General features: G+C 71.1%; 28 protein-coding genes, 1 tRNA gene and 1 riboswitch. Of the genes, 19 read left to right on the top strand and 10 right to left on the bottom strand.

Going from position 1 to position 24,770, the window contains the following annotated elements:
• Positions 1 to 85: 85 nt before the first annotated feature.
• The 3 genes from ABT232_RS02245 to ABT232_RS02235 all read left to right on the top strand — a co-directional run bounded on the left by ABT232_RS02245 (position 86) and on the right by ABT232_RS02235 (position 1,535).
• Complete coding sequence (locus ABT232_RS02245) at positions 86 to 181, top strand: putative leader peptide (protein ID WP_019065921.1); 96 nt, start codon at positions 86 to 88, stop codon at positions 179 to 181.
• A 118-nt stretch (positions 182 to 299) separates the two neighbouring features.
• The gene (locus ABT232_RS02240; RefSeq protein ID WP_351834567.1) at positions 300 to 578 is read left to right on the top strand and encodes a MoaD/ThiS family protein; all 279 of its coding nucleotides are present in this window, start codon (positions 300 to 302) and stop codon (positions 576 to 578) included.
• A gap of 6 nt (positions 579 to 584) precedes the next feature.
• Positions 585 to 1,535 carry a PLP-dependent cysteine synthase family protein gene (locus ABT232_RS02235; protein ID WP_351834564.1) on the top strand — a complete coding sequence of 317 codons (951 nt, stop codon included), beginning with the start codon at positions 585 to 587 and terminating at the stop codon, positions 1,533 to 1,535.
• A gap of 22 nt (positions 1,536 to 1,557) precedes the next feature.
• Here ABT232_RS02235 and ABT232_RS02230 read toward each other — a convergent pair whose 3' ends face one another.
• Complete coding sequence (locus tag ABT232_RS02230) at positions 1,558 to 1,998, bottom strand: type II toxin-antitoxin system PemK/MazF family toxin (RefSeq protein WP_351834561.1); 441 nt, start codon at positions 1,996 to 1,998, stop codon at positions 1,558 to 1,560.
• A gap of 215 nt (positions 1,999 to 2,213) precedes the next feature.
• Between ABT232_RS02230 and ABT232_RS02225 the strand changes: the two genes are divergently transcribed.
• On the top strand, positions 2,214 to 2,966 hold the full coding sequence (locus ABT232_RS02225; protein ID WP_351834558.1) for an MBL fold metallo-hydrolase: 753 nt from the start codon (positions 2,214 to 2,216) through the stop codon (positions 2,964 to 2,966).
• A 115-nt stretch (positions 2,967 to 3,081) separates the two neighbouring features.
• Here ABT232_RS02225 and ABT232_RS02220 read toward each other — a convergent pair whose 3' ends face one another.
• Entirely contained in the window at positions 3,082 to 4,332 is a 1,251-nt protein-coding gene (locus ABT232_RS02220; protein ID WP_351834555.1) for a PTS transporter subunit EIIC, read from the bottom strand.
• Positions 4,333 to 4,558: 226 nt separating this feature from the next.
• Complete coding sequence (locus ABT232_RS02215; protein ID WP_351834552.1) at positions 4,559 to 5,842, bottom strand: PTS transporter subunit EIIC; 1,284 nt, start codon at positions 5,840 to 5,842, stop codon at positions 4,559 to 4,561.
• Positions 5,843 to 6,020: 178 nt separating this feature from the next.
• Here ABT232_RS02215 and ABT232_RS02210 point away from each other — a divergent pair, with 178 nt between their 5' ends.
• The 4 genes from ABT232_RS02210 (at position 6,021) to rdgB (ending at position 8,249) form a co-directional block, all read left to right on the top strand.
• Positions 6,021 to 6,254 (top strand): PTS sugar transporter subunit IIB, encoded by a 234-nt coding sequence (locus tag ABT232_RS02210; protein ID WP_351834549.1) that lies wholly within the window; start codon positions 6,021 to 6,023, stop codon positions 6,252 to 6,254.
• A 72-nt stretch (positions 6,255 to 6,326) separates the two neighbouring features.
• On the top strand, positions 6,327 to 7,064 hold the full coding sequence (gene rph / locus ABT232_RS02205; RefSeq protein WP_351834546.1) for a ribonuclease PH: 738 nt from the start codon (positions 6,327 to 6,329) through the stop codon (positions 7,062 to 7,064).
• 143 nt (positions 7,065 to 7,207) lie between these two features.
• Entirely contained in the window at positions 7,208 to 7,609 is a 402-nt protein-coding gene (locus ABT232_RS02200; RefSeq protein ID WP_351834543.1) for a hypothetical protein, read from the top strand.
• Positions 7,610 to 7,643: 34 nt separating this feature from the next.
• Positions 7,644 to 8,249, top strand: a complete 606-nt coding sequence (rdgB, locus tag ABT232_RS02195) for an RdgB/HAM1 family non-canonical purine NTP pyrophosphatase (protein ID WP_351834540.1) — start codon at positions 7,644 to 7,646, stop codon at positions 8,247 to 8,249.
• Between the two features lie 64 nt (positions 8,250 to 8,313).
• Here the strand turns inward: rdgB and ABT232_RS02190 are convergent.
• The 3 genes from ABT232_RS02190 to bcp form a co-directional block, all read right to left on the bottom strand.
• A tRNA-Leu gene (locus tag ABT232_RS02190) sits at positions 8,314 to 8,398 on the bottom strand.
• Positions 8,399 to 8,499: 101 nt separating this feature from the next.
• Positions 8,500 to 8,778, bottom strand: a complete 279-nt coding sequence (locus ABT232_RS38415; RefSeq protein WP_502975314.1) for a hypothetical protein — start codon at positions 8,776 to 8,778, stop codon at positions 8,500 to 8,502.
• A 92-nt stretch (positions 8,779 to 8,870) separates the two neighbouring features.
• Positions 8,871 to 9,338, bottom strand: a complete 468-nt coding sequence (gene bcp / locus ABT232_RS02180) for a thioredoxin-dependent thiol peroxidase (protein ID WP_351834537.1) — start codon at positions 9,336 to 9,338, stop codon at positions 8,871 to 8,873.
• 95 nt (positions 9,339 to 9,433) lie between these two features.
• On the opposite strand from bcp, the gene ABT232_RS02175 reads away from it, so the two are divergent.
• The 3 genes from ABT232_RS02175 to ABT232_RS02165 all read left to right on the top strand — a co-directional run bounded on the left by ABT232_RS02175 (position 9,434) and on the right by ABT232_RS02165 (position 10,636).
• Positions 9,434 to 9,763, top strand: coding sequence for a DUF3618 domain-containing protein (locus tag ABT232_RS02175; protein ID WP_351834534.1), 330 nt, complete (start codon positions 9,434 to 9,436; stop codon positions 9,761 to 9,763).
• A gap of 78 nt (positions 9,764 to 9,841) precedes the next feature.
• Positions 9,842 to 10,144 (top strand): GroES family chaperonin, encoded by a 303-nt coding sequence (locus tag ABT232_RS02170; protein ID WP_450872113.1) that lies wholly within the window; start codon positions 9,842 to 9,844, stop codon positions 10,142 to 10,144.
• Between the two features lie 69 nt (positions 10,145 to 10,213).
• Positions 10,214 to 10,281: riboswitch (guanidine-III (ykkC-III) riboswitch) on the top strand.
• Between the two features lie 34 nt (positions 10,282 to 10,315).
• Complete coding sequence (locus ABT232_RS02165; RefSeq protein ID WP_086168080.1) at positions 10,316 to 10,636, top strand: DMT family transporter; 321 nt, start codon at positions 10,316 to 10,318, stop codon at positions 10,634 to 10,636.
• 19 nt (positions 10,637 to 10,655) lie between these two features.
• On the opposite strand, the gene ABT232_RS02160 is transcribed toward ABT232_RS02165, so the two are convergent.
• Entirely contained in the window at positions 10,656 to 13,028 is a 2,373-nt protein-coding gene (locus ABT232_RS02160) for a transglycosylase domain-containing protein (protein WP_351834527.1), read from the bottom strand.
• Between the two features lie 206 nt (positions 13,029 to 13,234).
• Between ABT232_RS02160 and ABT232_RS02155 the strand changes: the two genes are divergently transcribed.
• From ABT232_RS02155 to ABT232_RS02140, 4 genes are all read left to right on the top strand, one after another.
• On the top strand, positions 13,235 to 14,035 hold the full coding sequence (locus ABT232_RS02155; protein WP_351834525.1) for an ABC transporter permease: 801 nt from the start codon (positions 13,235 to 13,237) through the stop codon (positions 14,033 to 14,035).
• A 94-nt stretch (positions 14,036 to 14,129) separates the two neighbouring features.
• Positions 14,130 to 14,969 (top strand): ABC transporter permease, encoded by an 840-nt coding sequence (locus ABT232_RS02150; protein ID WP_351834522.1) that lies wholly within the window; start codon positions 14,130 to 14,132, stop codon positions 14,967 to 14,969.
• A gap of 10 nt (positions 14,970 to 14,979) precedes the next feature.
• Positions 14,980 to 15,978, top strand: coding sequence for an ABC transporter ATP-binding protein (locus ABT232_RS02145; protein ID WP_351834519.1), 999 nt, complete (start codon positions 14,980 to 14,982; stop codon positions 15,976 to 15,978).
• 33 nt (positions 15,979 to 16,011) lie between these two features.
• The gene (locus ABT232_RS02140) at positions 16,012 to 16,704 is read left to right on the top strand and encodes a DUF1707 SHOCT-like domain-containing protein (protein WP_351834516.1); all 693 of its coding nucleotides are present in this window, start codon (positions 16,012 to 16,014) and stop codon (positions 16,702 to 16,704) included.
• A 692-nt stretch (positions 16,705 to 17,396) separates the two neighbouring features.
• Here the strand turns inward: ABT232_RS02140 and ABT232_RS02135 are convergent.
• Positions 17,397 to 18,731, bottom strand: a complete 1,335-nt coding sequence (locus ABT232_RS02135; protein WP_351834513.1) for an SGNH/GDSL hydrolase family protein — start codon at positions 18,729 to 18,731, stop codon at positions 17,397 to 17,399.
• A 224-nt stretch (positions 18,732 to 18,955) separates the two neighbouring features.
• Here ABT232_RS02135 and ABT232_RS02130 point away from each other — a divergent pair, with 224 nt between their 5' ends.
• Both ABT232_RS02130 and ABT232_RS02125 read left to right on the top strand, forming a co-directional pair.
• Complete coding sequence (locus ABT232_RS02130) at positions 18,956 to 20,413, top strand: DUF445 domain-containing protein (RefSeq protein WP_450872111.1); 1,458 nt, start codon at positions 18,956 to 18,958, stop codon at positions 20,411 to 20,413.
• Positions 20,414 to 20,572: 159 nt separating this feature from the next.
• Positions 20,573 to 22,054 carry an MFS transporter gene (locus tag ABT232_RS02125; RefSeq protein WP_351834510.1) on the top strand — a complete coding sequence of 494 codons (1,482 nt, stop codon included), beginning with the start codon at positions 20,573 to 20,575 and terminating at the stop codon, positions 22,052 to 22,054.
• 141 nt (positions 22,055 to 22,195) lie between these two features.
• Here ABT232_RS02125 and ABT232_RS02120 read toward each other — a convergent pair whose 3' ends face one another.
• Positions 22,196 to 22,669, bottom strand: a complete 474-nt coding sequence (locus ABT232_RS02120) for a DUF2269 family protein (RefSeq protein WP_351834507.1) — start codon at positions 22,667 to 22,669, stop codon at positions 22,196 to 22,198.
• 211 nt (positions 22,670 to 22,880) lie between these two features.
• Between ABT232_RS02120 and ABT232_RS02115 the strand changes: the two genes are divergently transcribed.
• Positions 22,881 to 23,828, top strand: a complete 948-nt coding sequence (locus tag ABT232_RS02115; protein ID WP_351834504.1) for a GlxA family transcriptional regulator — start codon at positions 22,881 to 22,883, stop codon at positions 23,826 to 23,828.
• A gap of 23 nt (positions 23,829 to 23,851) precedes the next feature.
• Here the strand turns inward: ABT232_RS02115 and ABT232_RS02110 are convergent, their stop codons facing one another.
• Entirely contained in the window at positions 23,852 to 24,160 is a 309-nt protein-coding gene (locus tag ABT232_RS02110; protein WP_351834501.1) for a hypothetical protein, read from the bottom strand.
• A gap of 139 nt (positions 24,161 to 24,299) precedes the next feature.
• On the opposite strand from ABT232_RS02110, the gene ABT232_RS02105 reads away from it, so the two are divergent.
• A complete protein-coding gene (locus ABT232_RS02105) occupies positions 24,300 to 24,728 on the top strand; it encodes an Hsp20/alpha crystallin family protein (protein WP_351834499.1) in 429 nt (142 codons plus the stop codon).
• Positions 24,729 to 24,770 lie beyond the last annotated feature (42 nt).

The following is a 24,770-nucleotide window of genomic DNA, read 5'->3' as shown; positions in this document are numbered from 1 at the left end:
GGCACTGCCCGCAATTCGGTCAGAATTCATCCACCATCTGAGATCACATTCCGGGAACCGGACCGGGAATCGATACGATGAGCCCATGGTTCTCCTCGACGTGAGCGACAAGGCGCCGGGCACACTGCTCGTGGCGCGGCTGCACGTCGACCTGTGCAGGCTGAACAGCGCCATCTGTTGACACCGCGCTGCCGCCGTACGGCCGTGTGCCGCGGCGCTCCCCAGTGCCGAAAGCCTGGGGTACCCCGATCGTGCGCCCACCGACCAGAGCCCCATTTTTCCGACAGGAGCCCCTTGCCATGGCCATCGAGGTCCGCATCCCCACCATCCTCCGCCAGTACACCGACGGTCAGAAGGCGGTGGAGGGCAGCGGCGACACCCTCACCGAGCTGTTCGCCGACCTGGAGACCCGGCATGCGGGCATCCAGGCCCGGATCGTGGACGGCGGCCAGCTGCGCCGGTTCGTGAACGTGTACCTGAACGACGAGGACGTCCGCTTCCTCGACGGCATCAACACCAAGCTCTCCGACGGCGACAACGTCACGATCCTGCCGGCCGTGGCCGGCGGCATGGCCTGAGCAGCGATGCGCTACGACTCCCCGCTGGCCGCGGTCGGCAACACCCCCCTGGTGTGCCTGCCGCGGCTGTCGCCGTCCGCCGACGTCCGGATCTGGGCCAAGCTGGAGGACCGCAACCCGACCGGCTCCGTCAAGGACCGCCCCGCCCTGCACATGATCGAGCAGGCGGAGAAGGACGGCCGGCTCACCCCGGGCTGCACCATCCTGGAGCCCACCTCCGGCAACACCGGCATCTCCCTCGCCATGGCGGCCAAGCTCAAGGGCTACCGCATGGTCTGCGTGATGCCGGAGAACACCTCCCAGGAACGCCGGGACCTGCTCGGCATGTGGGGCGCCGAGATCATCTCCTCACCGGCCGCGGGCGGCTCCAACACCGCCGTACGGGTCGCCAAGGAACTGGCCGCCGAGCACCCCGACTGGGTGATGCTCTACCAGTACGGCAACCCGGACAACGCGGGCGCGCACTACGCCACCACCGGCCCGGAGATCCTCGCCGACCTGCCGTCGATCACCCACTTCGTCGCGGGCCTCGGCACCACCGGCACCCTGATGGGCGTCGGCCGCTACCTGCGCGAGCACAAGCCGGACGTCAAGGTCGTCGCCGCCGAGCCGCGCTACGACGACCTGGTGTACGGCCTGCGCAACCTCGACGAGGGCTTCGTGCCGGAGCTGTACGACGCGTCCGTGCTCACCACCCGCTTCTCCGTCGGCTCCGCCGACGCGGTGACCCGCACCCGTGAACTCCTCCAGCAGGAGGGCATCTTCGCGGGCGTCTCCACCGGCGCCGCCCTGCACGCGGCGATCGGCGTCGGCAAGAAGGCCGTCAAGGCGGGCGAGAGCGCGGACATCGTGTTCATCGTGGCCGACGGCGGCTGGAAGTATCTGTCGACCGGCGTCTACACGGCGGCGACCACCGAGGAAGCCATCGAGACGCTGCACGGGCAGCTCTGGGCCTGAGCGGCCCCCCGCGCCGCGGCGGCTAGCCGGTCAGGTGACGGACCTGGTCCCAGAGGACCGGGTCCACCACACCCACCCGCCGCCGGAAGTCCCCGAACCGGACCACCCGCAGCTCGTCCGTCTCCAGGAAGCTCGCCCGGCCCCGGTTGTCGCCCACCGCGCCCGGCGGCAGCGGGATCACCCCGGACCGCTCGTCCCGGTACTTGCTGGTGATCTTCGCGACCGTGGCCCGCCGCCCGCGCACGGACAGCACCAGACACGGCCGGTCCTTGGCGCCCGGCCGGTCCTCGTAGGGCACATCCGCCCACCAGATCTCCGCCGGCCGCGGCCGCACCGCCTCCGCCCGGCCCGGCGGCCTGAGCCGCCGGCCCTCGGGACGGCGCCGGCCCCAGCCCTCGACGAGCACGGCGACGAGCACGAGCAGTACCACCGCCGCGAGCGCCAGCCACCAGGACGTGTCCACACGACGACGTTACCGACGACGCCACCGGCGCGCGATCGCGCCCGCGCGCCGTATCCCGCGCCGCACGCGCCCCACGTCCAGCCGAACCGGTGACAGCACAGGTGAGTTCGCCCACAACGGCCACTGCCGGAGGAGCGACCGGAGGTTTTGCGCCTTACGCTCGACGGACCGCACGACCCCCGTCTCTCACACCCGCCAGCGGAGGTTTCTGCTTCATGAAGCTCACCGTCGTCGGCTGCTCGGGGTCGTTCCCGTCCGCGGAATCGGCCTGCTCGAGCTACCTCGTAGAGGCCGACGGCTTCCGGCTGCTCCTCGACATGGGCAACGGCGCCCTGGGCGAGTTGCAGCGCCACTGCGGTCTCTACGACCTCGACGCGATCTTCCTCAGCCATCTGCACGCCGACCACTGCATCGACATGTGCGCCTACTTCGTGGCGCGCTACTACCGGCACGACGGCGGCCGCTGCGAGCCGATCCCCGTCTACGGCCCCGAGGGCACCGAACACCGCCTCACCACCGCCTACGCCGACACCCCGTCCGCCTCGTCGATGAGCGAGGTCTTCGACTTCCACACGGTCAAGCCCTCCACCTACGAGATCGGCCCGTTCACGGTGCACACCGAACGGGTCGCGCACCCCGTCGAGGCCTACGGCATCCGCGTCGAGCACGCCGGCCGCTCCCTGACGTACTCCGGCGACACCGGTGTCACCCCGGCCCTGGACGAACTCGCCCGCGACAGCGACCTGTTCCTGTGCGAGGCGGCGTTCACCCACGGCAAGGAGGACATCCCGGACCTCCACCTCAACGGCCGCGAGGCGGGCGAGACCGCGACCCGCGCCGGCGCCCGCCGCCTGGTCCTCACCCACATCCCCCCGTGGACCGACCCCCAGGTCAACCTGACCGACGCGCGCACGGTCTACGCCGGACCGGTGGAGCTGGCGGTGCCGGGCAGGTCGTACGAGATCTGACCCCACCCGGCCCGCCGACGACGGCACGCCGACGACGGCACGACGGCGACGGCACGACGGCACGACGAAGGCCCCGGAACCTGCGTTCCGGGGCCTTCGGGGGTCCAGGCGAGGCTCACGCCTTCGTGAGGTCCTCGACCTCCTCCTCGGGCTCGCGGCCCGGGGTGGTGAGGTTGAACCTGATGATCGCGAAGCGGAAGGTCACGTAGTAGATGGCGGCGAAGGCCAGACCGATCGGGATGATCATCCATGGCTTGGTGGCCAGGTTCCAGTTGAGGAAGTAGTCGATCGCGCCGGCCGAGAAGCTGAAGCCGTGGTGCACGCCCAGCGCCCAGGTGACGGCCATCGAGATGGCGGTCAGGATCGCGTGGATGACGTACAGCACCGGCGCGATGAACATGAACGCGAACTCGATCGGTTCGGTGATGCCGGTGACGAACGAGGTCAGCGCGAGGGAGAGCATCATGCCGCCGACGGCCTTGCGCCGCTCGGGACGGGCGCAGTGCGTGATGGCCAGCGCGGCGGCCGGGAGGGCGAACATCATGATCGGGAAGAAGCCCGTCATGAACTGACCGGCGGTCGGGTCGCCGTGGAAGAAGCGCGGCAGGTCACCGTGCCAGACGGCACCGGCGGAGTCCTTGAAGGAACCGATCTCCTGCCAGGCCACCGTGTTGACGAACTGGTGCATGCCCACGGGCAGCAGCGCTCGGTTGATCGCGCCGAAGATGCCCGCGCCGACCGCGCCGAGGCCGGTCATCCACTCGCCGAAGTCGGTGATGAGGCCGCCGATGGGCTCCCAGACCAGACCGAAGAGGACACCGACGGCGGTGCCGATGAAGGCCATCAGGATCGGCACGAGGCGGCGGCCGTTGAAGAAGCCCAGCCAGTCGGGAAGCTTGGTGCGGTGGAACCGCTGCCAGACGACCGCGGCTATCAGACCCATGATGATGCCGCCGAAGACCTTGGGGTCGTTGTAGGTGGCGGCGACGTCGGCACCCTTGGTGACCTTCGCCTCGGTGATCGGGAACGCGGTCAGCACGTTCTTGTAGACGAGGAAGCCCACCAGCGCGGCGAGGGCGGTCGAGCCGTCGGCCTTCTTGGCGAATCCGATGGCGATGCCGACGCAGAACAGGAGAGGCAGGTTCGCGAAGACGGCGTCACCCGCGGTGGCGAACACATCCGCCACCTTGCCCCAGCCCAGGCCGTCCTTGCCGAAGACGTCGGGCTGGCCGAGTCGCAGCAGGATGCCGGCCGCCGGCAGGACGGCGATCGGGAGCTGGAGGCTGCGGCCGATCTTCTGGAGGCCCTGGAACAGGCCGGATCCCCACTTCTTTGTGGGGGCCGCCGTCGACGTGGCGGTGCTCATAGACTTCCTCCATCGGGTGGTGGTCTACACCACTCAGTGGTGTAGACCTGTTGTAGCACGATGAAGGACGTGTAAGGAACCCGCGATTCCGCGACTGATCCGCTACCGCGAGTACCGGCTCAGGCCCAGCTCAGAACCCGGCTCAGCCCTCGGCTCCGAGCACGGCGAAGGGCCCCCGGACAGGCAGTCCAAGAGGGCCCTTCGCTCAGGTCGTTCGGGCGTGACGTCAGACCTTCGTGACGTCCTCGACCTCCTCCTCCGGTTCCCGGCCCGGGGTCTTCAGGTCGAACTTCGTGATCGCGAAGCGGAAGATCGCGTAGTACAGCGCCGCGAACCCCAGCCCGATCGGGATGATCAGCCACGGCTTCGTCGCCAGGTTCCAGTTGATGATGTAGTCGATCAGGCCCGCGGAGAAGGTGAACCCGTCGTGCGCGCCCAGCGCCCAGGTCACCGCCATCGAGGCACCCGTGAGGACCGCGTGGATCGCGTACAGCACCGGCGCGACGAACAGGAACGAGTATTCGAGGGGCTCCGTGATGCCGGTGACGAAGGAGGTCAGCGCCACCGACAGCATCAGGCCGCCCACCTCCTTGCGCCGGTTCGGACGCGCGCAGTGCGTGATGGCCAGCGCCGCCGCCGGCAGCGCGAACATCATGATCGGGAAGAAGCCCGAGGTGAACTGACCGGCGTCCGGGTCGCCCGCCAGGAACATGTTGATGTCGCCGTGCACCTCCTCGCCGTCCGGCGTGGTGTACGTGCCGAACTGGAACCAGATGGGCACGTTCAGGAACTGGTGCAGGCCGATCACCAGCAGCGCGCGGTTGGCGATGCCGAAGACGCCGGCGCCCCAGGCGTCCAGGTCGCTCAGCCAGTCGCTGAAGCTCTCCAGCCCCCGGCCGATCGGCGGCCACACCCACAGGCAGAGCGCCGCGAACGCGATCGCGACGAACGCCATGATGATCGGCACCAGTCGGCGGCCGTTGAAGAAGCCGAGCCAGTCGACCAGCTTGGTGCGGTGGTACCGGGCCCAGAAGTACGCGGCCAGCAGACCCATGACGATGCCGCCGAACACGCCCGGGTTCTGGTAGGTGAACGCCTCCACCGTCCCGTCGGCCACCCGGCAGCCGGTCTCCACCGCCTCCGCCTGGCCCTCGCAGTCCTCCGGGAACTGCCGCAGCACGTTGTAGTAGACGAGGAAGCCGGCCACGGCGGCGAGCGCGGTCGAGCCGTCCGCCTTCTTCGCCATGCCGATGGCCACCCCGATGCAGAACAGCAGCGGCAGCCCGAGCGAGCTGTCCAGCAGCGCACCGCCCGCGCCGTCCATCACCTTGGCCACATCGGTCCAGCCCAGGCCCTCGTCACCGAAGACGTCCGGCTGCCCCAGCCGGTTGAGGATGCCCGCGGCCGGCAGCACGGCGATCGGGAGCTGCAGGCTGCGGCCCATCTTCTGGAGGCCTCCGAAGAGGGTGTTCCAGCGGGCGCGGGCGGGACTGACGGCGTCGGCGCTCATGGGCGTCCTTCCGGGCGGTTTGGCGACCGTCTGTCAGGTGGTGTAGACCAGTCATGGACGAATGTGTTGCCGTGACGTCATCCTGCGGCCCTCGCGGTCGAAACGCTCGCGAAGTTGGGCCGACTGTGGGTTACTGCGACAAAGCGGCACGCATCAGGTCAGACCAGGGAGAAGGAACATGGCCAGCAAGGCTGAGAAGATCGTCGCCGGGCTCGGCGGCATCGACAACATCGAGGAGATCGAAGGCTGCATCACCCGCCTTCGGGTCGAGGTCGGCGACGGCTCGCTGGTCGACGATGCGGCGCTGAAGAGCGCCGGCGCCCACGGCGTCGTCAAGATGGGCACCGCCATCCAGGTCGTCATCGGCACCGACGCCGACCCGATCGCCGCGGAGATCGAAGACCTGATGTGAGCCCCGCTCACCCGTGAACGGGCCCTTCCCCATCCGGGAAGGGCCCCTTCCATATGCGGCTAGGCTCACCCCATGTCTCGAATCGACGGCCGCACCCCCGAACAGCTCCGCCCGGTCACCATCGAGCGCGGCTGGAGCAAGCACGCCGAGGGCTCCGTCCTCGTCTCCTTCGGCGACACGAAGGTCCTCTGCACCGCCTCCTTCACCGAAGGCGTCCCGCGCTGGCGCAAGGGCAGCGGCGAGGGCTGGGTCACCGCCGAGTACGCGATGCTGCCCCGCTCCACCAACACCCGCGGCGACCGCGAGTCCGTCCGCGGCAAGATCGGCGGCCGCACCCACGAGATCTCCCGCCTCATCGGCCGCTCCCTGCGCGCCGTCATCGACTACAAGGCCCTCGGCGAGAACACGATCGTCCTGGACTGCGACGTCCTCCAGGCCGACGGCGGCACCCGCACCGCCGCCATCACCGGCGCCTACGTCGCCCTCGCCGACGCCGTCTCCTGGGCCCAGGGCCGCAAGCTGATCAAGGCCAACCGCCAGCCCCTCACCGGCACCGTCAGCGCCGTCTCCGTCGGCATCGTCGGCGGCGTCCCGCTGCTCGACCTCTGCTACGAGGAGGACGTGCGCGCCGAGACCGACATGAACGTCGTCTGCACCGGCGACGGCCGCTTCGTCGAGGTCCAGGGCACCGCCGAGGCCGAGCCGTTCGCCCGCGACGAGCTGAACGCCCTCCTCGACCTCGCCGTCGACGGCTGCACCGAGCTCGCCGCGCTCCAGCGCACCGCGCTCGACACCGTCCTCGGAAAGTAAAGGACACGCCAAATCGCGGTGCCGGAGCGGGCAACCACGCCGACCGCCACCGCGTCTAGACAGACACGGGCGCACGGGATCAACCCCGTGCGCCCGGCCAGTTACAGGCCCCAGGGCCTGCGTCAGGGGAGGGACCCAGAACCATGGCCGTGAGCCGTCGCCGCCGTCGCCGTACCGTCATCGCCACCGCCGTGGCCGCCGTCGGGCTGACGCTCGGACTCACCACCGGCTGCGACGCCGTCAACAAGGCGCTCGACTGCGTCGAGACCGCCGACGCCGTCGCCGATGCCGTGACCGACCTCCAGCAGGCCGTCGACAACGCGGCCAACGACCCCACGCAGACCCGCGAAGCCGTCGACGCCATCGGGGACAGCCTCGACCGCATCGACAGCGAGACCGGCGACGCCGACCTCGACAAGGCCACCGCCGACCTCCGGCGCGCCCTGACCGACGTCACCACCGCCGTCGAGAACGGCGACGCCACGCCCGACATCAGCGGCGTCACCGACGCGGCCGGCGAACTGACGAAGGTCTGCACCTCGTAAGACCACCGCCGGCCGGCCTTGGATACTGATCGGCATGACCCGCCTGATCCTCGCCACCCGCAACGCCGGAAAGATCACCGAACTGAGGGCGATCCTCGCCGACGCAGGTCTGCCGCACGACCTCGTCGGCGCGGACGCCTACCCCGACATCCCCGACGTCAAGGAAACCGGCGTCACCTTCGCCGAGAACGCGCTGCTCAAGGCCCACGCCCTCGCCCGCGCCACCGGCCTGCCCGCGGTCGCCGACGACTCCGGCCTCTGCGTCGACGTCCTCGGCGGCGCGCCCGGCATCTTCTCCGCCCGCTGGGCCGGCCGCCACGGCGACGACAAGGCCAACCTCGATCTGCTGCTCGCCCAGCTCTCCGACATCGCCGACGAGCACCGCGCCGCCCACTTCGCCTGCGCCGCCGCCCTCGCCCTGCCCGACGGCACCGAACGCGTCGTCGAGGGCCGCCTCCGCGGCACCCTGCGCCACACTCCGGCCGGCACCGGCGGCTTCGGCTACGACCCGATCCTCCAGCCCGAGGGCGAGACCCGCACCTGCGCGGAACTGACCCCGCAGGAGAAGAACGCGATCAGCCACCGGGGCAAGGCGTTCAGAGAACTGGTGCCGGTGGTGCGGGAGCTGCTGGGGGACTGAGGCGGCGAGGAACGAGCGAAGGGCTCGGTTCGCACAGTGCGTTGCCGAGCCCTCGTCAGGCGAGTGCGGTCGGTGGGACTCGAACCCACACGGGATTTCTCCCACGGGCACCTAAAACCCGCGCGTATCGCCTATTTCGCCACGACCGCCCCGAAGCGGACATGTGTCTATGCCGTGCCGCTTGGTGACCACAGTGTACGGGGACGCCCGCCCCCGGCGTGCCGGGACTTCCTGCGGCACCATGTGGCCGTCAGCGCGTGGCAGTTCGGGCAGAGGTAGCGCAGGTTCTCGGCGCGGTTGTCCAGCCAGTTGCCGTCGATGTGGTCGATCTGGAGAGTGATCGGCTGCCCCAGCCGCTCTGCTTGAAGTGGCTGGTGTCGATGCCGTGCGCGGCGCCCTTCTGCTGGAGCACTCGGCGCTGTCCGCCGCTGGGCTTGAGGCCCAGGCGCCGCATCAGCTCGTTCCACGTGTGCGAATCGCCCACGGCTGCCGTCAGCAGCTCGCGAGCGTACTTGTCCGTGTCGCCCATACCACCCCCCGATCGACCAAGCGTTCCCCACTCGTACGGATCGACGATCCGGAACGCGAGCGGTCACGCCTGGCCGTCGGGGGGGGGGTGGGTCAGACGCCCAGATCCTTGATGATCTTGGCGACGTGGCCGGTCGCCTTGACGTTGTACAGGGCCCGCTCCACCTTGCCGTGCTCGTCGACGACGACCGTGGAGCGGATGACGCCGACGACGGTCTTGCCGTAGAGCTTCTTCTCGCCGTAGGCGCCGTAGGCCTCCAGGACCTGCTTGTCCGGGTCGGCCAGGAGGGTCACCTTGAGGGACTCCTGCTCGCGGAACTTGGCGAGCTTCTCGGGCTTGTCCGGGGAGACGCCGATGACGTCGTACCCCGCGCCGGCCAGCAGCTCCAGGTTGTCGGTGAAGTCGCAGGCCTGCTTGGTGCAGCCGGGGGTGAGGGCGGCCGGGTAGAAGTAGACGATGACCTTGCGGCCCTTGTGGTCGGCCAGGGACACCTCGTTGCCGTCGGCGTCGGGCAGGGTGAAGGCGGGGGCATCGTCCCCGGGCTGAAGTCGCTCGCTCATCCGGCAAGCCTAACCGGGGGTGCTGACGGTGCGGTGAGCCGTTGAGCTGACAGACTGTCCGGAACAAGGCAATCGCAGACTTCGGAGGCCGTACGGTGGCGGACACGTCGGACACCAGAACCCCGGCGCAGATCGAGGCGGACATCAAGCGTCGCCGAGAGGTGCTGGCCGAGACGCTCGACGAGATCGGGGTGCGGGTGCATCCGAAGACCATCGTCGGTGACGCCAAGGCCAGGGTCGTATCGAACATCGATCACACGCTCGGTCGAGCGTACGTCCAGGTCAACCGCGTGGTGACGGACGTCAGGGCGTCGTTCGTGAATGACGAGGGCGCCCCGCGGCTGGAGCGCGTGGTGCCCGTGGCGCTGGTCGCCGTGGGTGTCGTGGGGCTGCTCGTCCTCGGCACCCGGCGGCGCAGGGGCTGAGGCAGGACAGGTAGGTTCGAAAGCGTGAGCGCCAAGAGAGACGACCAGAGCACCCATCCCGACAAGCTGCCCATCCGGATGCTGCACGACCGCGTGCTCGTACGGCAGGACACCAGCGAGGGCGAGCGGCGTTCCGGTGGCGGCATCCTGATCCCCGCCACGGCCGCCGTGGGCCGCCGGCTGGCCTGGGCGGAGGTCGTCGCGGTGGGGCAGAACGTGCGGTCGGTGGAGGCCGGCGACCGGGTGCTGTACGACCCGGAGGACCGTGCCGAGGTCGAGGTGCGCGGGGTCGCGTACGTGCTGATGCGCGAGCGGGACCTGCACGCCGTGGCCGCGGACCGGTTCGAGGGGTCCGAGGACTCGACGGGGCTGTACCTGTAGAGCTGCCTGTGGATCCGTGGTGAGAAGGGCCGGTGACCATCGTCACCGGCCCTTTTCCGTGCCGTTTTGCTAGCTTGGGAAGCACCCAGCCCGACGAGACGCGCCGTACCGGGCACCGAACGCAAAGACGACGCACCCCGCTGAAGCGACATGTCTTTTCGGAGGTGCCTCATGGCCTGGGTTCTGCTGATCGTCGCCGGTCTGCTGGAGGTCGGCTGGTCGATCGGGATGAAGTTCACCGACGGTTTCACCCGGCTCGTCCCCAGCCTGTTCACCGGCGCCGGCATCGTCGCCAGCATGCTGCTGCTGTCCTACGCGGCCCGTTCCCTCCCCATCGGCACGGCCTACGGCGTGTGGGTGGGGATCGGGGCCGCCGGGTCGGCGGTGCTCGGCATGGTGGTGCTGGGGGAGCCGGCGACCGCCGCGCGGATCTTCTTCGTCTGCCTGCTGCTGGTGGCCGTGGTGGGGCTCAAGGCGACGTCCGGCCACTGAGCCCCACCCGGCCACCACGTCACTCGCGGCGCCCGCTCGTCGTCGTGCCCGCCGTCGTCCCCACGATGGCGCCGGTGGTGCCGCCGTCCGTCGTGCCGCCGTCGGTGGTGCCGCCGTCCGTCGTGCCGCCGTCCGTGGTGCCGCCCGTCGTGGTGCCGCCGTCGGTGGTGCCGCCGTCCGCGGTTCCGCCCGTCGTGGTGTCGCCGGTGGTGGCGCCGGTGGTCGTGCCGCCCTGGGTGCCGCCGTCCGTGGGGCTCTGCGAGGGCTCCTCGGGCTTCTCGGAGGGCTCCGGCTCGTCGGTGGGGTCCTCGCTCTCGCCGGTGTCGGGGCTCTCGGAGGCCGGCGGGACGCTCGGGTACACCCAGTCCTCGGCGCCGTCCTGGAGCTCCAGGTTGAACTCGGTGGCCGGGGTGCCCTTGAGGGCGTCCTTGGTGAACTGGGCCCAGATCTCCGCGGGCGCGCCGCCGCCGTTGATGCGGGGCAGGCCCATCGCGCCGTACAGCGGCTTGTGCTCGGCGGTGACCGGGTCCTGGCCCATCACGGCGACGACGGTGGCCAGGTCCGGGGTGTAGCCGGCGAACCAGGCGGCGGTGTCCTTCTCGGCGGTGCCGGTCTTGCCGGCGGCGGGGCGGCCGGCGGCCTGCGCGGCGGTCGCGGTGCCATTCTCGACGACGCTCTGCAGGACCGAGGTGGTGGTGTCGGCGGCGGCGCGGCTGATCGCCTGGTGGGTCTTGCGGGCGGGCAGCTGGATCTCGACGCCGTCCTTGGTCACCTTCTCGACCATCGTGTACGTGCCGTGCTCGCCGTGGTTGGCGAGGGTCGCGTAGGCCTCGGCCATGTCGAGGACGCTGGCGGTCGCGGTGCCGAGCGCGATGGAGGGGCCGGCGTGCAGATCGGGGGTGTCGGAGGGCAGGCCGAGGTCGATCGCGGTCTGCTTGACCTTGTCGGAGCCGACGTCGACGGCCATCTGCGCGTACACCGAGTTCACGGACTTGTCGGTGGCCTCGCGGACGGAGATGTCGCCGTAGTCGACGTAGTCCTCGTTCTCGGGGGCGTAGTGGCCGCCGTCCCAGCCCTGGACGGGGCGTTCGCTGGTGCCGTCGTAGATCGTGTTCGGGGTGATGGGCCGGCCGTCCTGGGTGGTGGAGTCGTTCTCGACGGCCGAGGTGAAGACGAACGGCTTGAAGGTGGAGCCGACCTGGAAGTCGCGGCGGGTGGCGTTCGGCGTGTACTGCTTCACGTAGTCGATGCCGTTGTACATCGCGAGGACCTTGCCCGTCTGCGGGTCGACGGCGGCGCCGCCCGCGCGGACGTAGGTGTCGACCTTGTTGTTCTTCTTGTCCAGCTCGTCCATCAGCTGGTCGTCGACGGCCTTCACGAAGGCGTCCTGCTTGGGCTTCTGCAGGGTGGTGGTGATGCGGTAGCCGCCGGCGTCGAGGGACTCCTCGTCGACGACGCCGTTGTCGATCAGGTGGTCCCGGACGATGCGGACGACGTAGCCGCGCTGGCCGGACATCCCGGTGGAGACGGTGGTCTCCTTCGGCATCGGGAACCTCGCGCCGGCCCGCTCGGAGGCGCCGAGCCAGCCCTCCTTGACCATGCCGTCGAGGACGTAGTTCCAGCGGGCCTCGGCGGCCTTGCGGTTCTCCGGGTGGGCGACGACGTCGTACTCGCTGGGCGCGTTGAGCAGCGCGGCGAGGTAGGCGCCCTTGGCGGCGTCGAGGTCGTCGGCGTCGACGCCGTAGTAGGCCTGCGCGGCGGCCTGGATGCCGTAGGCGTTGCGGCCGAAGTAGCTGGTGTTGAGGTAGCCCTGGAGGATGTCGTCCTTGGACGTCTCGCGGTCCAGCTTGATCGCGATGAAGAACTCCTTGGCCTTGCGGGTGAGGGTCTGCTCCTGGGCCAGGTAGTAGTTCTTGACGTACTGCTGGGTGATCGTGGAGCCGGACTGCTTGCCCTTGCCGGTGGCGGTGTTCCAGGCGGCGCGCAGCATCGCCTTGGGGTCGACCGCGGACTCGGAGTAGAAGTCGCGGTCCTCGGCGGCCAGCACCGCGTACCGGGCGTCCTTGGAGATCTGGCCGATGGTGACGTTCTCCCGGTTCACCTCGCCGTCACGGGCGAGCTGGGAGCCGTCGGCGTAGAGGTAGACGTTGCTCTGCTTGATCGCGAGGGCGTTGGCCGGGGGGATCTTCACCAGGGAGTAGCCGAGGAAGAACAGGCCGCCCAGCAGCAGCAGGCCGATCACGAAGGTGCCGAGCACCATCCGCCAGGTCGGGACGATCCGGCGCCAGCCGGTGCGCCGCGGCCGTCCGGCCTTGCCGCCCGCCGGCTCGCCCCCCGCCCCGCCCTCGTTCGGCTGCTGCGCCTGCGCCTGCGCCTGCGGCTCGTCGCTCATGTCGTGCACGGACTCCTGTTTCGCCGCGTACGTCTCCGTACGCCTCGTACGTCTTCGGTTGTAGTGCCCCCCGATGAAGACTCACGCACCGGGCGTTCCGTTCCCGGAATGCCGCACGAGTCCCGCCGGAAATTGCCTGGCAGCCCCGGTCGGGCGCCCGCTAGGCTCCTGCGCTTCGTGTCGGGCGGGCCTGGAGGGCGGTTGGCGTGGGTGCGGGACGGTTGTACGTCGCCGTCGCAGCGGGGGCTTTCCGACGGTACGCGACGTACCGGGCGGCGACGGTCGCCGGGGTGTTCACCAACACCGTCTTCGGGCTGATCCTCGTCTACACCTACCTCGCCCTGTGGGACGAAAGACCGCAGCTCGGCGGGTACGACCAGGCGCAGGCGGTCACCTATGTGTGGCTCGGACAGGCCCTGCTGGCGGCCGTCGCCATCGGGGGCGGTGGCTTCGAGGACGAGCTGATGGAGCGCATCCGTACGGGTGATGTCGCCATCGATCTGTACCGGCCGGCGGATCTCCAACTGTGGTGGCTGGCCTCCGATCTGGGCCGGGCCGCCTTCCAGCTGCTGGGGCGCGGGGTGGTGCCGTTCGGATTCGGGGCGCTGTTCTTCGACGTCGCCCTGCCGGGTGATGTGCGGACCTGGCTGGCCTTCCTGGTCGCCGTGGCGCTCGGCACGGTGGTCGGCTTCGGCATCCGGTACCTGGTGGCGCTGAGCGCGTTCTGGCTGATGGACGGCACCGGTGTGGTGCAGATGGCGTGGCTCGCCGGGTTCTTCTGCTCGGGGATGCTGCTGCCGCTGAACGTGTTCCCGGGCGCGCTGGGGGAGGTCGTACGGGCGCTGCCGTGGTCGTCGCTGCTCCAGGCGCCCGCGGACGTGCTGCTCGGGCGGGCGGAGCCGCTGCCGACGTTCGCCGTGCAGGCGGGCTGGGCGGTGGTGCTGCTGGCGGCGGGGCGGCTGGTGCAGTCGGCGGCGACGCGGCGGGTGGTGGTGCAGGGTGGCTGAGAGCGTGAACGCGAGTTCTAGTGCTAGTGCTAGTGCTAGTGCTAGTGCGAGTGCGAGTGCGAGTGCGAGTGCGAGTGCGAGTGCGGACGCGGAGATGGCTGCCTGGGAGGGCGCGGGGGCGCGGAACCGGGTGCTCGACGGGCTGCGCGCCTACCGGATGATCACCGCGATGTGGATCCGCTCCACGATGGCCTACCGGGCGTCCTTCGTGATGACCACCGTCGGCAACTTCGCGGCGACCGCGCTCGACTTCGTGGCGATCCTGCTGATGTTCACCCGGGTGGACGCGCTCGGCGGCTACGCACTGCCCGAGGTGGCCTTCCTCTACGGCCTGTCCAGCGTCTCCTTCGGCCTCGCCGACCTGGCGATCGGCTCCATGGACCGGCTGGGCCGCAGGGTGCGCGACGGCACCCTGGACACCCTGCTGGTGCGGCCCGCGCCGGTGCTCGCCCAGGTCGCCGCCGACCGCTTCGGGCTGCGCCGCCTGGGCCGGATCACCCAGGGCGCGCTGGTCCTGACGTACGCGCTGGTGACCGTGGACATCGACTGGACACCACCGAAGCTGCTGCTGATGCCGGTGATGCTGGTCAGCGGCGCGGGGATCTTCTGCGCGGTGTTCGTGGCGGGCGCGGCGTTCCAGTTCGTGGCGCAGGACGCGTCGGAGGCGCAGAACGCGTTCACCTACGGCGGCACCACCCTGCTCCAGTACCCGCCGACGATCTTCGGCAAGGAACTGGTGCGCGGGGTGACCTTCGTGCTGCCGCTGGCCTTCGTCAACTGGCTGCCGGCCGCGTACGTCCTGGACCAGCCGTACCCGCTCGGGCTGCCGTGGTGGATGGCGTTCACCCCGCCGCTGGTGGCGGTGGCGTGCGGGGCGCTGGCGGGGGTGGCGTGGCGGGCGGGGCTGCGCACCTATCGGAGCACGGGGAGCTGAGAGGCGAAGGATGGACGAGCGTTTCATCGAACTCGACCGGGTCGAGAAGGTCTTCGACGTGCGCAGGAAGACCGGCTTCCTGAAGCGGGAGCGGCACCGGGTGCGGGCCGTCGACTCGATCTCCTTCACCGTGCCGCGCGGCGAGATGGTCGGCTACATCGGGCCGAACGGCGCGGGCAAGTCGACGACGATCAAGATGCTGACCGGCATCCTGACGCCGAGCGGCGGCCGGCTGCGGGTCGCCGGCATCGACCCGGCCCGGGAGCGGTCACGGCTGGCGCACCGGATCGGGGTGGTGTTCGGGCAGCGGACCACGCTGTGGTGGGACCTGCCGCTGATCGACTCGTACCGGCTGATGCATCGCATGTACCGCATCCCCGACGCCCGTTACCGCGCCAACCTCGACCGCTGCGTCGAACTCCTGGAACTCGGCGAGCTGCTGGACGTGCCGGTGCGGCAGCTGTCGCTGGGGCAGCGGATGCGCGGAGACATCGCGGCGGCGCTGCTGCACGATCCCGAGGTGCTGTACCTGGACGAGCCGACGATCGGCCTGGACGTCGTCTCCAAGGCCAGAGTGCGCGACTTCCTGCGGGAGTTGAACGCCGAGCGGGGCACGACCGTGCTGCTGACCACGCACGACCTCCAGGACATCGAGCAGCTGTGCTCGCGCGTGATGGTCATCGACCACGGGCGGCTGATGTACGACGGCCCGCTCACCGGGCTGCACGAGGTGGGCGAGAGCGAACGGACCCTGGTGGTGGACCTGGAGCGGGAACTCCCGCCGATCGACGCGCCCGCGCCCGCCCGGGTGGTGCGCGTGGAGGGGCCCCGGCAGTGGCTCGCCTTCCCGGCCGCCCAGTCGGCGGCGCCGCTGGTGGCGCGGATCGCCGCGGAGTACCCGCTGGTCGATCTGTCGGTGCGGGAGCCGGACATCGAGGCCGTGATCGCGAAGATGCTGCACAGCCTGAGGGACGTCCCCGAACCGCCGACGGAGCGGGCGAGCGCGTAGTGCGGGCCGCGGCGAGTCCGTAGGCTGCTGGGTATGACCGACGATGTTCCTGAGCTGCGCGCTTCCGACGCCGATCGTGAACGGGTCGCCGAGGTCCTGCGGGACGCCGTCGCCGAGGGGCGGCTGGACATGGCGGAGTTCGAGGAACGGCTGGACGCCACGTACCGGGCCCGGACCTACGGGGAACTGGCGCCGATCACCCGCGATCTGCCGGTCGCGGGCGTGGCCGTCCCCCCTCTCTCCCCGGCGAAGGACGCGGCGGGCGGCGCGGGTTGGGCCGCGCGGATCGTCGGCGGCGAGGGGTCGTCGACGGGCGCGGTCGCCGTGATGTCCGGGTTCCAGCGCAAGGGACGGTGGACCGTGCCGCGGCGCTTCACCGCCTTCGCCTTCTGGGGCGGCGGGGAGCTGGATTTGCGGGAGGCGGACTTCGCGGCCGCCGAGGTCCGCATCAACTGCGTGGCGATCATGGGCGGGATGAACGTCGTGGTGCCGCCCGGCGTCGAGGTCGTGGTGCGCGGCATCGGCATCATGGGCGGCTTCGACCACCGCGAGGAGGGCGTCCCGGGGGACCCCGGCGCGCCTCGGGTGATCATCTCCGGGTTCGCCTTCTGGGGCGGCGTCGGCGTCGAGCGCAAGCCGACCCGCGCCGAGCGCCGACGCCTGAAGGAGGAACGCCGGCAGGAGAAGCTGGAGCGGAGGACGGGCCGGGACGAACTGGAGGAGTGAGCGCCGGGCTGGGGGCGGGGCGGGCGATGCGGTGATCGGGGCCGGGCTCGCACCCGGCGTTGCACTGTGCCTGGGGTCGGTCGGCTCGTGCCTGGTGTGGGGGTCGGTCGGCTCGTGCCCGGCGTGTGGCCGGCCGAGGGCGGGCTGCGCGACCCGGCGCCGGCGGGGTGCCGCCCGCGCCCACCCGTGCCGCCCCGGGCGGCACGCATGCCCGCGGGGTGAGCGGCCGGGGTTGAGCCGCAGGCATCGAGGGGCCGGGTGTTCCTGAAAGCCGGGCCGTGGCATGCCCGCAGGTCAAGCGGCCGGGGCTGAGCCGCCGGGGTCGAGCGGCCGGGATCGGGCCGCCGGGTGTTGACCCGCCGGGGCTGAGCCGCCGGGGCCGAGCGGCGGGGCGTCAGCTGCCGGGGCGAGCGGCCGGGGCTGAGCCGCAGAGATCGGGCCGCCGGGGCTGAGCCGCCAGGTTGGAGCCGCAAAGATCGGGCTGCCGGGGCTGAGCCGCCAGGTTCGAGTCGCAGAGATCGGGCTGCCGGGGCTGAGCCGCCAGGTTCGAGCCGCAGAGATCGGGCCGCAGCAGCTGGGCCGCCAGGATCGGGCCGCCGAGATAGGGCCGCAGAGGCCGAGTCTCCGGGACAGAGCCGCGGCGGCTGAGCCGCCGGGACAGAGCCGCGCGGCGGCTGGGCCGCCGGGTGTCTCTACAGCCGGGCCGGGGCCGCGCCCGCCAGGGATGTCAGGTCGAAGGACTCCGCCATCCGCTCGTAGCCCGCGTCGCTGGGGTGGAGGTGGTCGCCGGAGTCGTAGTCGGCGCGCAGCCGGCGCGGGTCGGCCGGGTCGCGCAGCGCCTGGTCGAAGTCGGCGACCGCGTCGTAGACCGTGCCGGAGCGGATCTCCGCGTTGATCCGCTGGCGTACGGCCTCGCGGGCGTCCGTGTAGCCGCGGTGGCCGTGGAAGGGCATCAGGGTGGCCCCGATGACTTTGATGCCGCGGGCGTGGGCCTGCCGGACCAGGGTGCGCAGGCCGTCGAGGACGGCGTCCGGGTCGGCGAGCTCCGGGTTGCGCAGGATGTCGTTGACGCCGAGGTCGATGACGACGACCTTGACGTTGGTGCGGGCGAGGACGTCGCGGGCGAAGCGGTTGAGGCCGCTGGGGTTGTCCGCGGGGCGGCCGAGGCCGTCGTCGAGGACGCGGTTGCCGCTGATGCCCTGGTTGACGACGCTGTAGCGCGGCACGTCCTGGCCGGCCGCCAGCGCCGCCCGGATCCGCTGCGAAAGGACGTCCGTCCAGCGGCGGTTGGCGCCCTCGGTGGAGGTGATGCCGTCCGTGAGGGAGTCGCCGAGGACGACGACCGTGCCGTCGGACTCGTTGCTCAGCACGTCCAGCGCGGTGAGGTAGCGCCAGTACTCGACCTGCTCGGTGAAGCCGGTGCCGGTGACGTCCTCGGCGAGGTCGCCCTCGGCGGCGTAGGAGATCTGGCGGGCGTGCGGGTGGTAGGTGACGGCGCCGGAGGAGGTGGGGGAGTAGGTGGTGACGAGCACGTCGCTGTCGTGCGGGATGCGCAGGCGGACGGCGTCGCTGACGACCTGCCCGCCCGCCGGGACGATCACCGTGGTGTCGCCGCCGTTGAAGGTCAGCCGCCGCATGCTCTCCGGCAGGGCCGCCGCGCTGTCGTCGGCGGCGGCGAGGGCGAGGGAGGCGTGGGTGATGGTCAGCGGGCGCTGGCCGTAGAGATTGGACAGCGTGATGCGGGCACTCGTACCACCGACGCCCGCGTGGACGACGTTGCGCACCGACCGGTTCGCGAGGCCCGTGGTCTCCGTGCCGGGCTCCGCCGCCGCCGGGGAGGCCGACCAGGAGCCGACCCAGGTGCCGGTGGAGGCGGGTGCGGCGGAGTTGCGTGGCGGCCGCCCCGCGGCGACGGTCTGCTGGGCGGCGCCGTCGTCGGACGAGACGCCGACGTAGATGGCGGTGGAAAGGGCCACGATCAAGGCGGTGATCGCAGCGAGCAGGGCATAACCGTGACGCCTGGTCATGCGGGTGTGGGTCTCCTCGGGCGCGCGGAGCCCCCGAGGCTCCGATGTGATCACCTCATGATGCGTCATAAGGCGGGGGGAAGTTGAACCAGCCCCCCATTGGGCCCTCGGCGTTCTCCCATGCGCTTCCCCGATCGGTCAGACGCCGGGAACTCTCGATTCGTTCCAGGAGTCGCTCAGGAAGGGACAATGTCATAGCGGGGCAACGGGAACGGGTGGAGCGGATGGATCGTACGAAACCGGAAGTACCGGAGGTGCCGGGAGCGACCGGAGCGACGGGAGTGCCCGGAGCGCCGGACGCAGCGGCTGCCCCGGAGGCACCGGACGCGGCGGCGGCCCCGGACGCCTCGCACGCACCGGACGCCTCGGGCCGGGCGGCGCGGGCCGCCGGACGGGTCCCCGCCTCCGCCGCCCGCACCATGAACACCTTCAGCGCCGCCGACGAGGAGAAGCAGCGCGGCGTGCGCCGGATGAAACTCACCGCGGCCGGCCTGCTGCTCTTCGTGGCGCTGGTCTACGTCCTCGCCGAGGTCGCCTCCCACCACGGCGCCGGCGCCTGGGCGGGCTACGTCGCGGCGGCCGCCGAGGCCGGCATGGTCGGCGCGCTCGCCGACTGGTTCGCCGTCACCGCGCTCTTCCGCCACCCGCTCGGCCTGCCCATCCCGCACACCGCGATCATCCCCAGCAAGAAGGACCAGCTGGGCGTCTCGCTCGGCGAGTTCGTCGGCGAGAACTTCCTCTCCGAGGAGGTCGTACGGCAGCGGCTGCGCGCCGTCGGCATCGGCAGCCGGCTCGGCACCTGGCTGGCCGAACCCGCCAACGCCGACCGGGTCACGGCGGAGCTGGCGACCGCGCTGCGCGGCGCCCTGACCGTGCTGCGCGACTCCGACGTGCAGGCCGTGGTCGGCGAGGCGATCACCCGGCGCGCCGAGGCCCAGGAGATCGGGCCCGGCATCGGGAAGATGCTGGAGCGGGTCGTCGCGGACGGCGGCCACAAACGCGTCGTCGACCTGGTGGTGACCCGCGCCCACGACTGGCTGGTGCTGCACGGCGACTCCGTGATGGACGCGGTGCAGGGCGGCGCGCCCGGCTGGACGCCGCGGTTCGTCGACCGGAAGGTCGGCGAGCGGGTCTACAAGGAGCTGCTGCGGTTCTGCGCCGAGATGCGGGACATGCCCACCCACCCGGCCCGCGGCGCCCTGGACCGCTTCCTCACCGACTTCGCCACCGACCTCCAGTCCGACACCGACACCCGGGCCCGCGTGGAGCGGCTCAAGGGCGAGGTGCTGGGCCGCGGCGAGGTGCAGGACCTGATCGCCTCCACCTGGAGCGCCGTACGGTCCATGATCGTCGCCGCGGCGGAGGACGAGCGCAGCGAGCTGCGGCTGCGGGTGCGGGCCTCCCTGCTGTCCCTGGGGGCCCGGCTCGCGGTGGACACCAGGCACCAGAACAAGGTGGACGGCTGGATCGAGGGCGCGGCGGTGCACGTCGTGACGACGTACCGCAAGGAGATCACCTCCCTGATCACCGACACCGTGGCGAGCTGGGACGCCGGGCACACCACCCGCAAGATCGAGGCGCACATCGGCCGTGACCTCCAGTTCATCCGGATCAACGGCACGGTGGTGGGCTCCCTGGCGGGCCTGCTGATCTACACGGTGGCGCGGGCGCTGGGGGCCTGACCAGGCGTACGAGCGCCAGACGCGGGGCACTCGACTGGAACTGCCGCGGCTGATTCCGGAAGGTCCGTTTCCGGAGGGCCCGTCTCCGGAAGTCCGCCTCCGGAGGGTCCGCTCCCGAAAGCCGCGGCACAGGTCGGCTGTCTCGACGAGGAGGAGCCCGTGTCCGACGGTACCGTCACCACCGCCGTCCCCGCCCGCCTGGACAGATTGCCCTGGTCACGATGGCATTGGATGATCGTCATCGGCCTCGGCACCGTCTGGATCCTGGACGGTCTCGAAGTCACCATCGTCGGCAACGTCGCCGGCCGCATCGCCGAGGACGGCAGCGGCCTCGACATCACCTCCGCGCAGATCACCGGCCTGGCCGCCGCGCTCTATGTCGCGGGCGCCTGCTCGGGCGCGCTGTTCTTCGGCTGGCTGACCGACCGCTACGGCCGCAAGAAGCTGTTCATGGTCACGTTGGTCGTGTACCTGGCGGCGACCGCGATGACCGCGCTGTCCTTCGAGACCTGGTGGTTCTTCCTCTTCCGGTTCCTCACCGGCTTCGGCATCGGCGGCGAGTACGCGGCCATCAACTCCGCGATCGACGAGCTGATCCCGTCGAAGTACCGGGGCCGCGTCGACCTGATCATCAACGGCAGCTACTGGCTGGGCGCGATCGGCGGCTCGCTGCTGTCCATCGTGATGCTGGACACCGCCATCTTCCCCAAGGACCTCGGCTGGCGGCTGAGCTTCGCCCTCGGTGTGGTCCTCGGCCTGGTCATCCTGCTGGTCCGGCGGCACGTCCCGGAGAGCCCGCGCTGGCAGTTCATCCACGGCCAGGGCGACCAGGCCGACGAGCTGGTCACCGGCGTCGAACGGGAGATCGAGCAGGAGAAGGGCGAGCAGCTGCCGCCACCGGCCGGTGAGATCACCATCCACCAGCGCAAGAGCATCGGCTTCGGTCTCATCGCCAAGACCGTCTTCGGCAAGTACCCCCGCCGCGCGGTCCTCGGCCTGTCCCTCTTCATCGGCCAGGCGTTCCTCTACAACGCCATCACCTTCGGCTTCGGCACCATCCTCATCACCTTCTTCGACGTGCCGACCGGCCACACCGGCTACTACTTCGCCGTCATCGCGGCCGGCAACTTCCTCGGCCCGCTGCTCCTCGGCAAGCTCTTCGACACGGTCGGCCGCCGCATCATGATCTCCTCGACGTACCTGCTGTCGGGCATCCTGCTCTTCGGCACGGCCTGGCTCTTCGACCGCGGCTCGCTGACCGCCACCACCATGACGGCCTGCTGGTGCGTCGTGCTGTTCTTCGCCTCCGCGGGCGCCTCCAGCGCGTACCTGACGGTCTCCGAGATCTTCCCGATGGAGACCCGCGCGATGGCCATCGCCTTCTTCTACGCCCTCGGCACCGCCGCCGGCGGCATCAGCGGCCCGCTGCTCTTCGCCGACCTCACCGAGTCCGGCGTGGTCGGCGACACCGTCCTCGCCTTCCAGATCGGCGCCGGCCTGATGTGCGCAGCCGGCCTGGTGGCGGCGTTCCTGGCGGTGAAGGCGGAACGCCGCTCGCTGGAGGACATCGCGCAGCCGCTGTCGGCGACCCCGGAGACGGCGACCCCGGCGGGCGTACGGTCGGGGACGGCGACGCCGTAGCGACTGGGCGGGAGACGATGGGCCGGTCGGGGGCCACGCGCCGGTGGCGGAGTACGCGCCTGTGGCGGAGTACGCGCCTGTGGCGGAGTACGCGCCTGTGGCGGAGTACGCGCCTGTGGCGGAGTACGCGCCTGTGGCGGACTACGCGCCTGTGGTGGACCCCGGCCGGATGATCATCAACACCGTCACCGCAGCCCACAGCAGGTTGAACACCCCGGTGAACATGGCGAGCCGCACGGTCGCCTCGCGCGAACCGCCGACGGCCCCTTCGACCCCTTCGGCCCCTTCCAGCAGCGCGCTCTGCCGCGGCAGCACCAGCGCGACCAGTACCACCGCCGCGAGCGCGGTGAGCGCGATGGACACGATCAGCCAGGCGTCGCCGAGCACGCCCATGCTGCTCGCGGTGGCGAACCCGAACACCGGGACGACGACGCCGATCGTGGCGTACACCCGGCAGATGCGGTGCAGCAGTCGCACGGTCTCGCTCGCCCGGGGGTCGTCCGGCGAGGCCAGCGCCCGGCGCGCGGCGGGCGGGAACATGCTGGCGGCGACGGTGACGGGCCCGATCGCGACGATCGCGGCGATGACATGGACGGCGAGAAGGAACTTGGTCACGGCGGTGACGGTAGACGGGCCCGTTGATCGCGCAGAAGTGGCGATAGTGCCAGGGCCCAACGGATTCTCGCCAGCGCGCTGAGCCGCGACGCCTCCGCGCCCGAGCGCACGGGAGGGCGTGCGGGGAGGGCGTCCGGGAGCCAGGTGGGAGCCAGGTCGGAGCCCTGCCGATCCGGTTGGCGGCAACCGGTCGTACGCCTACGATCCCGCCATGCACACCGTCGCCGTACTGGCCCTGGACCGGGTGATCCCCTTCGACCTCTCCACGCCGATCGACGCCTTCGGCTGGGCGCGGCTGCCGGACGGCCGTGAGGCGTACCGGGTGCGGGTCTGCTCCGATCGGGAGGAGGTGAACGCGGGCCGGTTCACGCTCCGGGCGCCGTACGGCCTCGACGCGCTGGCGGAGGCGGACACGATCATCCTGCCCGGCGTGGAGGAACCCCCGGACCCGCTGCCGCCGGGCGTCGCGGAGGCCCTGCGCGCCGCGGCGGCCGACGGCACCCGGATCGCCTCCGTCTGCGTGGGCGCGTTCCTCCTCGCGGCGACGGGCCTGCTGGACGGACTGCGCGCCACCACGCACTGGATCGCCGCACCGGACCTGGCGGCGCGCTACCCCGAGGTGACGGTCGACCCGAACGTGCTCTACGTCGACAACGGCCAGTTCCTGACCTCGGCGGGCGCGGCGGCGGCCCTGGACATGTGCCTGCACATGATCCGCAAGGACCACGGCTCGGCGGTCGCCGCGCACGCCGCCCGGATGTCCGTGATGCCGCTGGAACGGGAGGGCGGCCAGGCCCAGTTCATCGTCCACGACACCCCGCCGGCGCCGTCCGGGGCCGCCTTCGAGCCGCTGCTGAGCTGGCTGGAGGACAACTGCCACCGCGACCTGTCACTGGACGACATCGCGGCGCACGCGGGCATGAGCACCCGTACGCTCAACCGCCGCTTCCGCGAGCAGACCGGGACGACGCCGTTGCAGTGGCTGCACCGGGCACGGGTGCGCCGCGCCCAGTACCTGCTGGAGACGACGTCGTACCCGGTGGAACGGATCGCCGGGCAGTGCGGCTTCGGCTCGCCGACGGCGTTCCGGGAACGCTTCCGGCGGGTGGTCGGAACGAGTCCGCAGGGGTACCGGAGGGCGTTCCGTACGGACCAGTGACAGGGGCCAGTGACAGGGGCCCTTCAGTCGGCCGTCCGCCGGTCGGCGACGGCCCAGGAGGCGAGGCCGACGGCGCCGGCCACGCCGAGGACGGCGGGCCAGGCGCCCACCTTCTTGGCCAGCGGATGGGACCCGGCGAAGGCGGCGACGTACGCGACGGTGAGCGCGCCCGCGGCCTTGCCGCCGGCCCGCCGCCGCCACTGCTGCGCCGCGGCGGCCCCGGCCACGGCCAGTACGGCCCCGCCGAGCTGCCGCTTCCCGGTCCAGCGGGCGACGCCGTAGCCGCCGACGAGTCCGCCTGCGGCGACGAGGGAGCTGGGGATGTCTGCCATGCGTCCGACCCTACGCGCGCCCGGCCCGCCGACCCGAACCTGAGCCGGAGCTTGTCAACTTTCCTCTCCGGAGCTATATAAGAAGGCGTAGCGCATCGCACGCAGTAGCGTCAGCGTCTGGAGAAAGGAGTGAGCTGTGATGCTCATGCGCACCGACCCCTTCCGCGACCTCGACCGTCTCGCGCAGCAGGTGTTCAACACCGCCGCCCGTCCGGCCGCGATGCCGATGGACGCCTACCGGTCGGGGGACGACTTCGTCGTCCACTTCGACCTGCCCGGCATCGACCCCGAGACGATCGAACTGGACGTCGAACGCAACATCCTGAGCGTCCGCGCCGAGCGCCGTTCCCCGGCCCCCGAGGGTGCCGAACTGATCGCCTCCGAGCGCCCCGCCGGCACCTTCACGCGCCAGCTCTTCCTGGGCGACACCCTGGACACGGAGCGCATCGACGCCTCGTACGAGGCCGGCGTCCTGACGCTGCGCATCCCGGTGGCCGAGGCGGCCAAGCCGCGCCGCATCCAGATCACGGGCGGCGACCGCGGCGACCGCAAGCAGCTGAGCAGCTGAGCGGCCGACCCCACGGACGAAGGAACAGCGACCCGCGGCCGT

The sequence above is a fragment of the Streptomyces sp. NPDC001532 genome (assembly GCF_040298625.1).
Taxonomy (GTDB): domain Bacteria; phylum Actinomycetota; class Actinomycetes; order Streptomycetales; family Streptomycetaceae; genus Streptomyces.
The sequence above is the reverse complement of the archived record's forward strand: the minus strand, read 5'-3'. Positions and strand labels throughout refer to the sequence as shown.

Bases quoted from the DNA above. Each gene is read 5' to 3' on its own strand.
- ABT232_RS02105 (WP_351834499.1), top strand. From the start codon at position 24,300: ATGCTCATGCGCACCGACCCCTTCCGCGACCTCGACCGTCTCGCGCAG.
- rdgB (WP_351834540.1), top strand. From the start codon at position 7,644: ATGACCCGCCTGATCCTCGCCACCCGCAACGCCGGAAAGATCACCGAA.
- ABT232_RS02150 (WP_351834522.1), top strand. From the start codon at position 14,130: ATGGCTGCCTGGGAGGGCGCGGGGGCGCGGAACCGGGTGCTCGACGGG.
- ABT232_RS02110 (WP_351834501.1), bottom strand. From the start codon at position 24,160: ATGGCAGACATCCCCAGCTCCCTCGTCGCCGCAGGCGGACTCGTCGGC.
- ABT232_RS02245 (WP_019065921.1), top strand. From the start codon at position 86: ATGGTTCTCCTCGACGTGAGCGACAAGGCGCCGGGCACACTGCTCGTG.
- ABT232_RS02215 (WP_351834552.1), bottom strand. From the start codon at position 5,842: ATGAGCGCCGACGCCGTCAGTCCCGCCCGCGCCCGCTGGAACACCCTC.
- ABT232_RS02135 (WP_351834513.1), bottom strand. From the start codon at position 18,731: ATGACCAGGCGTCACGGTTATGCCCTGCTCGCTGCGATCACCGCCTTG.
- rph (WP_351834546.1), top strand. From the start codon at position 6,327: ATGTCTCGAATCGACGGCCGCACCCCCGAACAGCTCCGCCCGGTCACC.
- ABT232_RS02145 (WP_351834519.1), top strand. From the start codon at position 14,980: ATGGACGAGCGTTTCATCGAACTCGACCGGGTCGAGAAGGTCTTCGAC.
- bcp (WP_351834537.1), bottom strand. From the start codon at position 9,338: ATGAGCGAGCGACTTCAGCCCGGGGACGATGCCCCCGCCTTCACCCTG.
- ABT232_RS02210 (WP_351834549.1), top strand. From the start codon at position 6,021: ATGGCCAGCAAGGCTGAGAAGATCGTCGCCGGGCTCGGCGGCATCGAC.
- ABT232_RS02220 (WP_351834555.1), bottom strand. From the start codon at position 4,332: ATGAGCACCGCCACGTCGACGGCGGCCCCCACAAAGAAGTGGGGATCC.
- ABT232_RS02200 (WP_351834543.1), top strand. From the start codon at position 7,208: ATGGCCGTGAGCCGTCGCCGCCGTCGCCGTACCGTCATCGCCACCGCC.
- ABT232_RS02160 (WP_351834527.1), bottom strand. From the start codon at position 13,028: ATGAGCGACGAGCCGCAGGCGCAGGCGCAGGCGCAGCAGCCGAACGAG.
- ABT232_RS02115 (WP_351834504.1), top strand. From the start codon at position 22,881: ATGCACACCGTCGCCGTACTGGCCCTGGACCGGGTGATCCCCTTCGAC.
- ABT232_RS02130 (WP_450872111.1), top strand. From the start codon at position 18,956: ATGGATCGTACGAAACCGGAAGTACCGGAGGTGCCGGGAGCGACCGGA.
- ABT232_RS02240 (WP_351834567.1), top strand. From the start codon at position 300: ATGGCCATCGAGGTCCGCATCCCCACCATCCTCCGCCAGTACACCGAC.
- ABT232_RS02225 (WP_351834558.1), top strand. From the start codon at position 2,214: ATGAAGCTCACCGTCGTCGGCTGCTCGGGGTCGTTCCCGTCCGCGGAA.
- ABT232_RS38415 (WP_502975314.1), bottom strand. From the start codon at position 8,778: ATGGGCGACACGGACAAGTACGCTCGCGAGCTGCTGACGGCAGCCGTG.
- ABT232_RS02170 (WP_450872113.1), top strand. From the start codon at position 9,842: ATGCTGCACGACCGCGTGCTCGTACGGCAGGACACCAGCGAGGGCGAG.
- ABT232_RS02140 (WP_351834516.1), top strand. From the start codon at position 16,012: ATGACCGACGATGTTCCTGAGCTGCGCGCTTCCGACGCCGATCGTGAA.
- ABT232_RS02235 (WP_351834564.1), top strand. From the start codon at position 585: ATGCGCTACGACTCCCCGCTGGCCGCGGTCGGCAACACCCCCCTGGTG.
- ABT232_RS02165 (WP_086168080.1), top strand. From the start codon at position 10,316: ATGGCCTGGGTTCTGCTGATCGTCGCCGGTCTGCTGGAGGTCGGCTGG.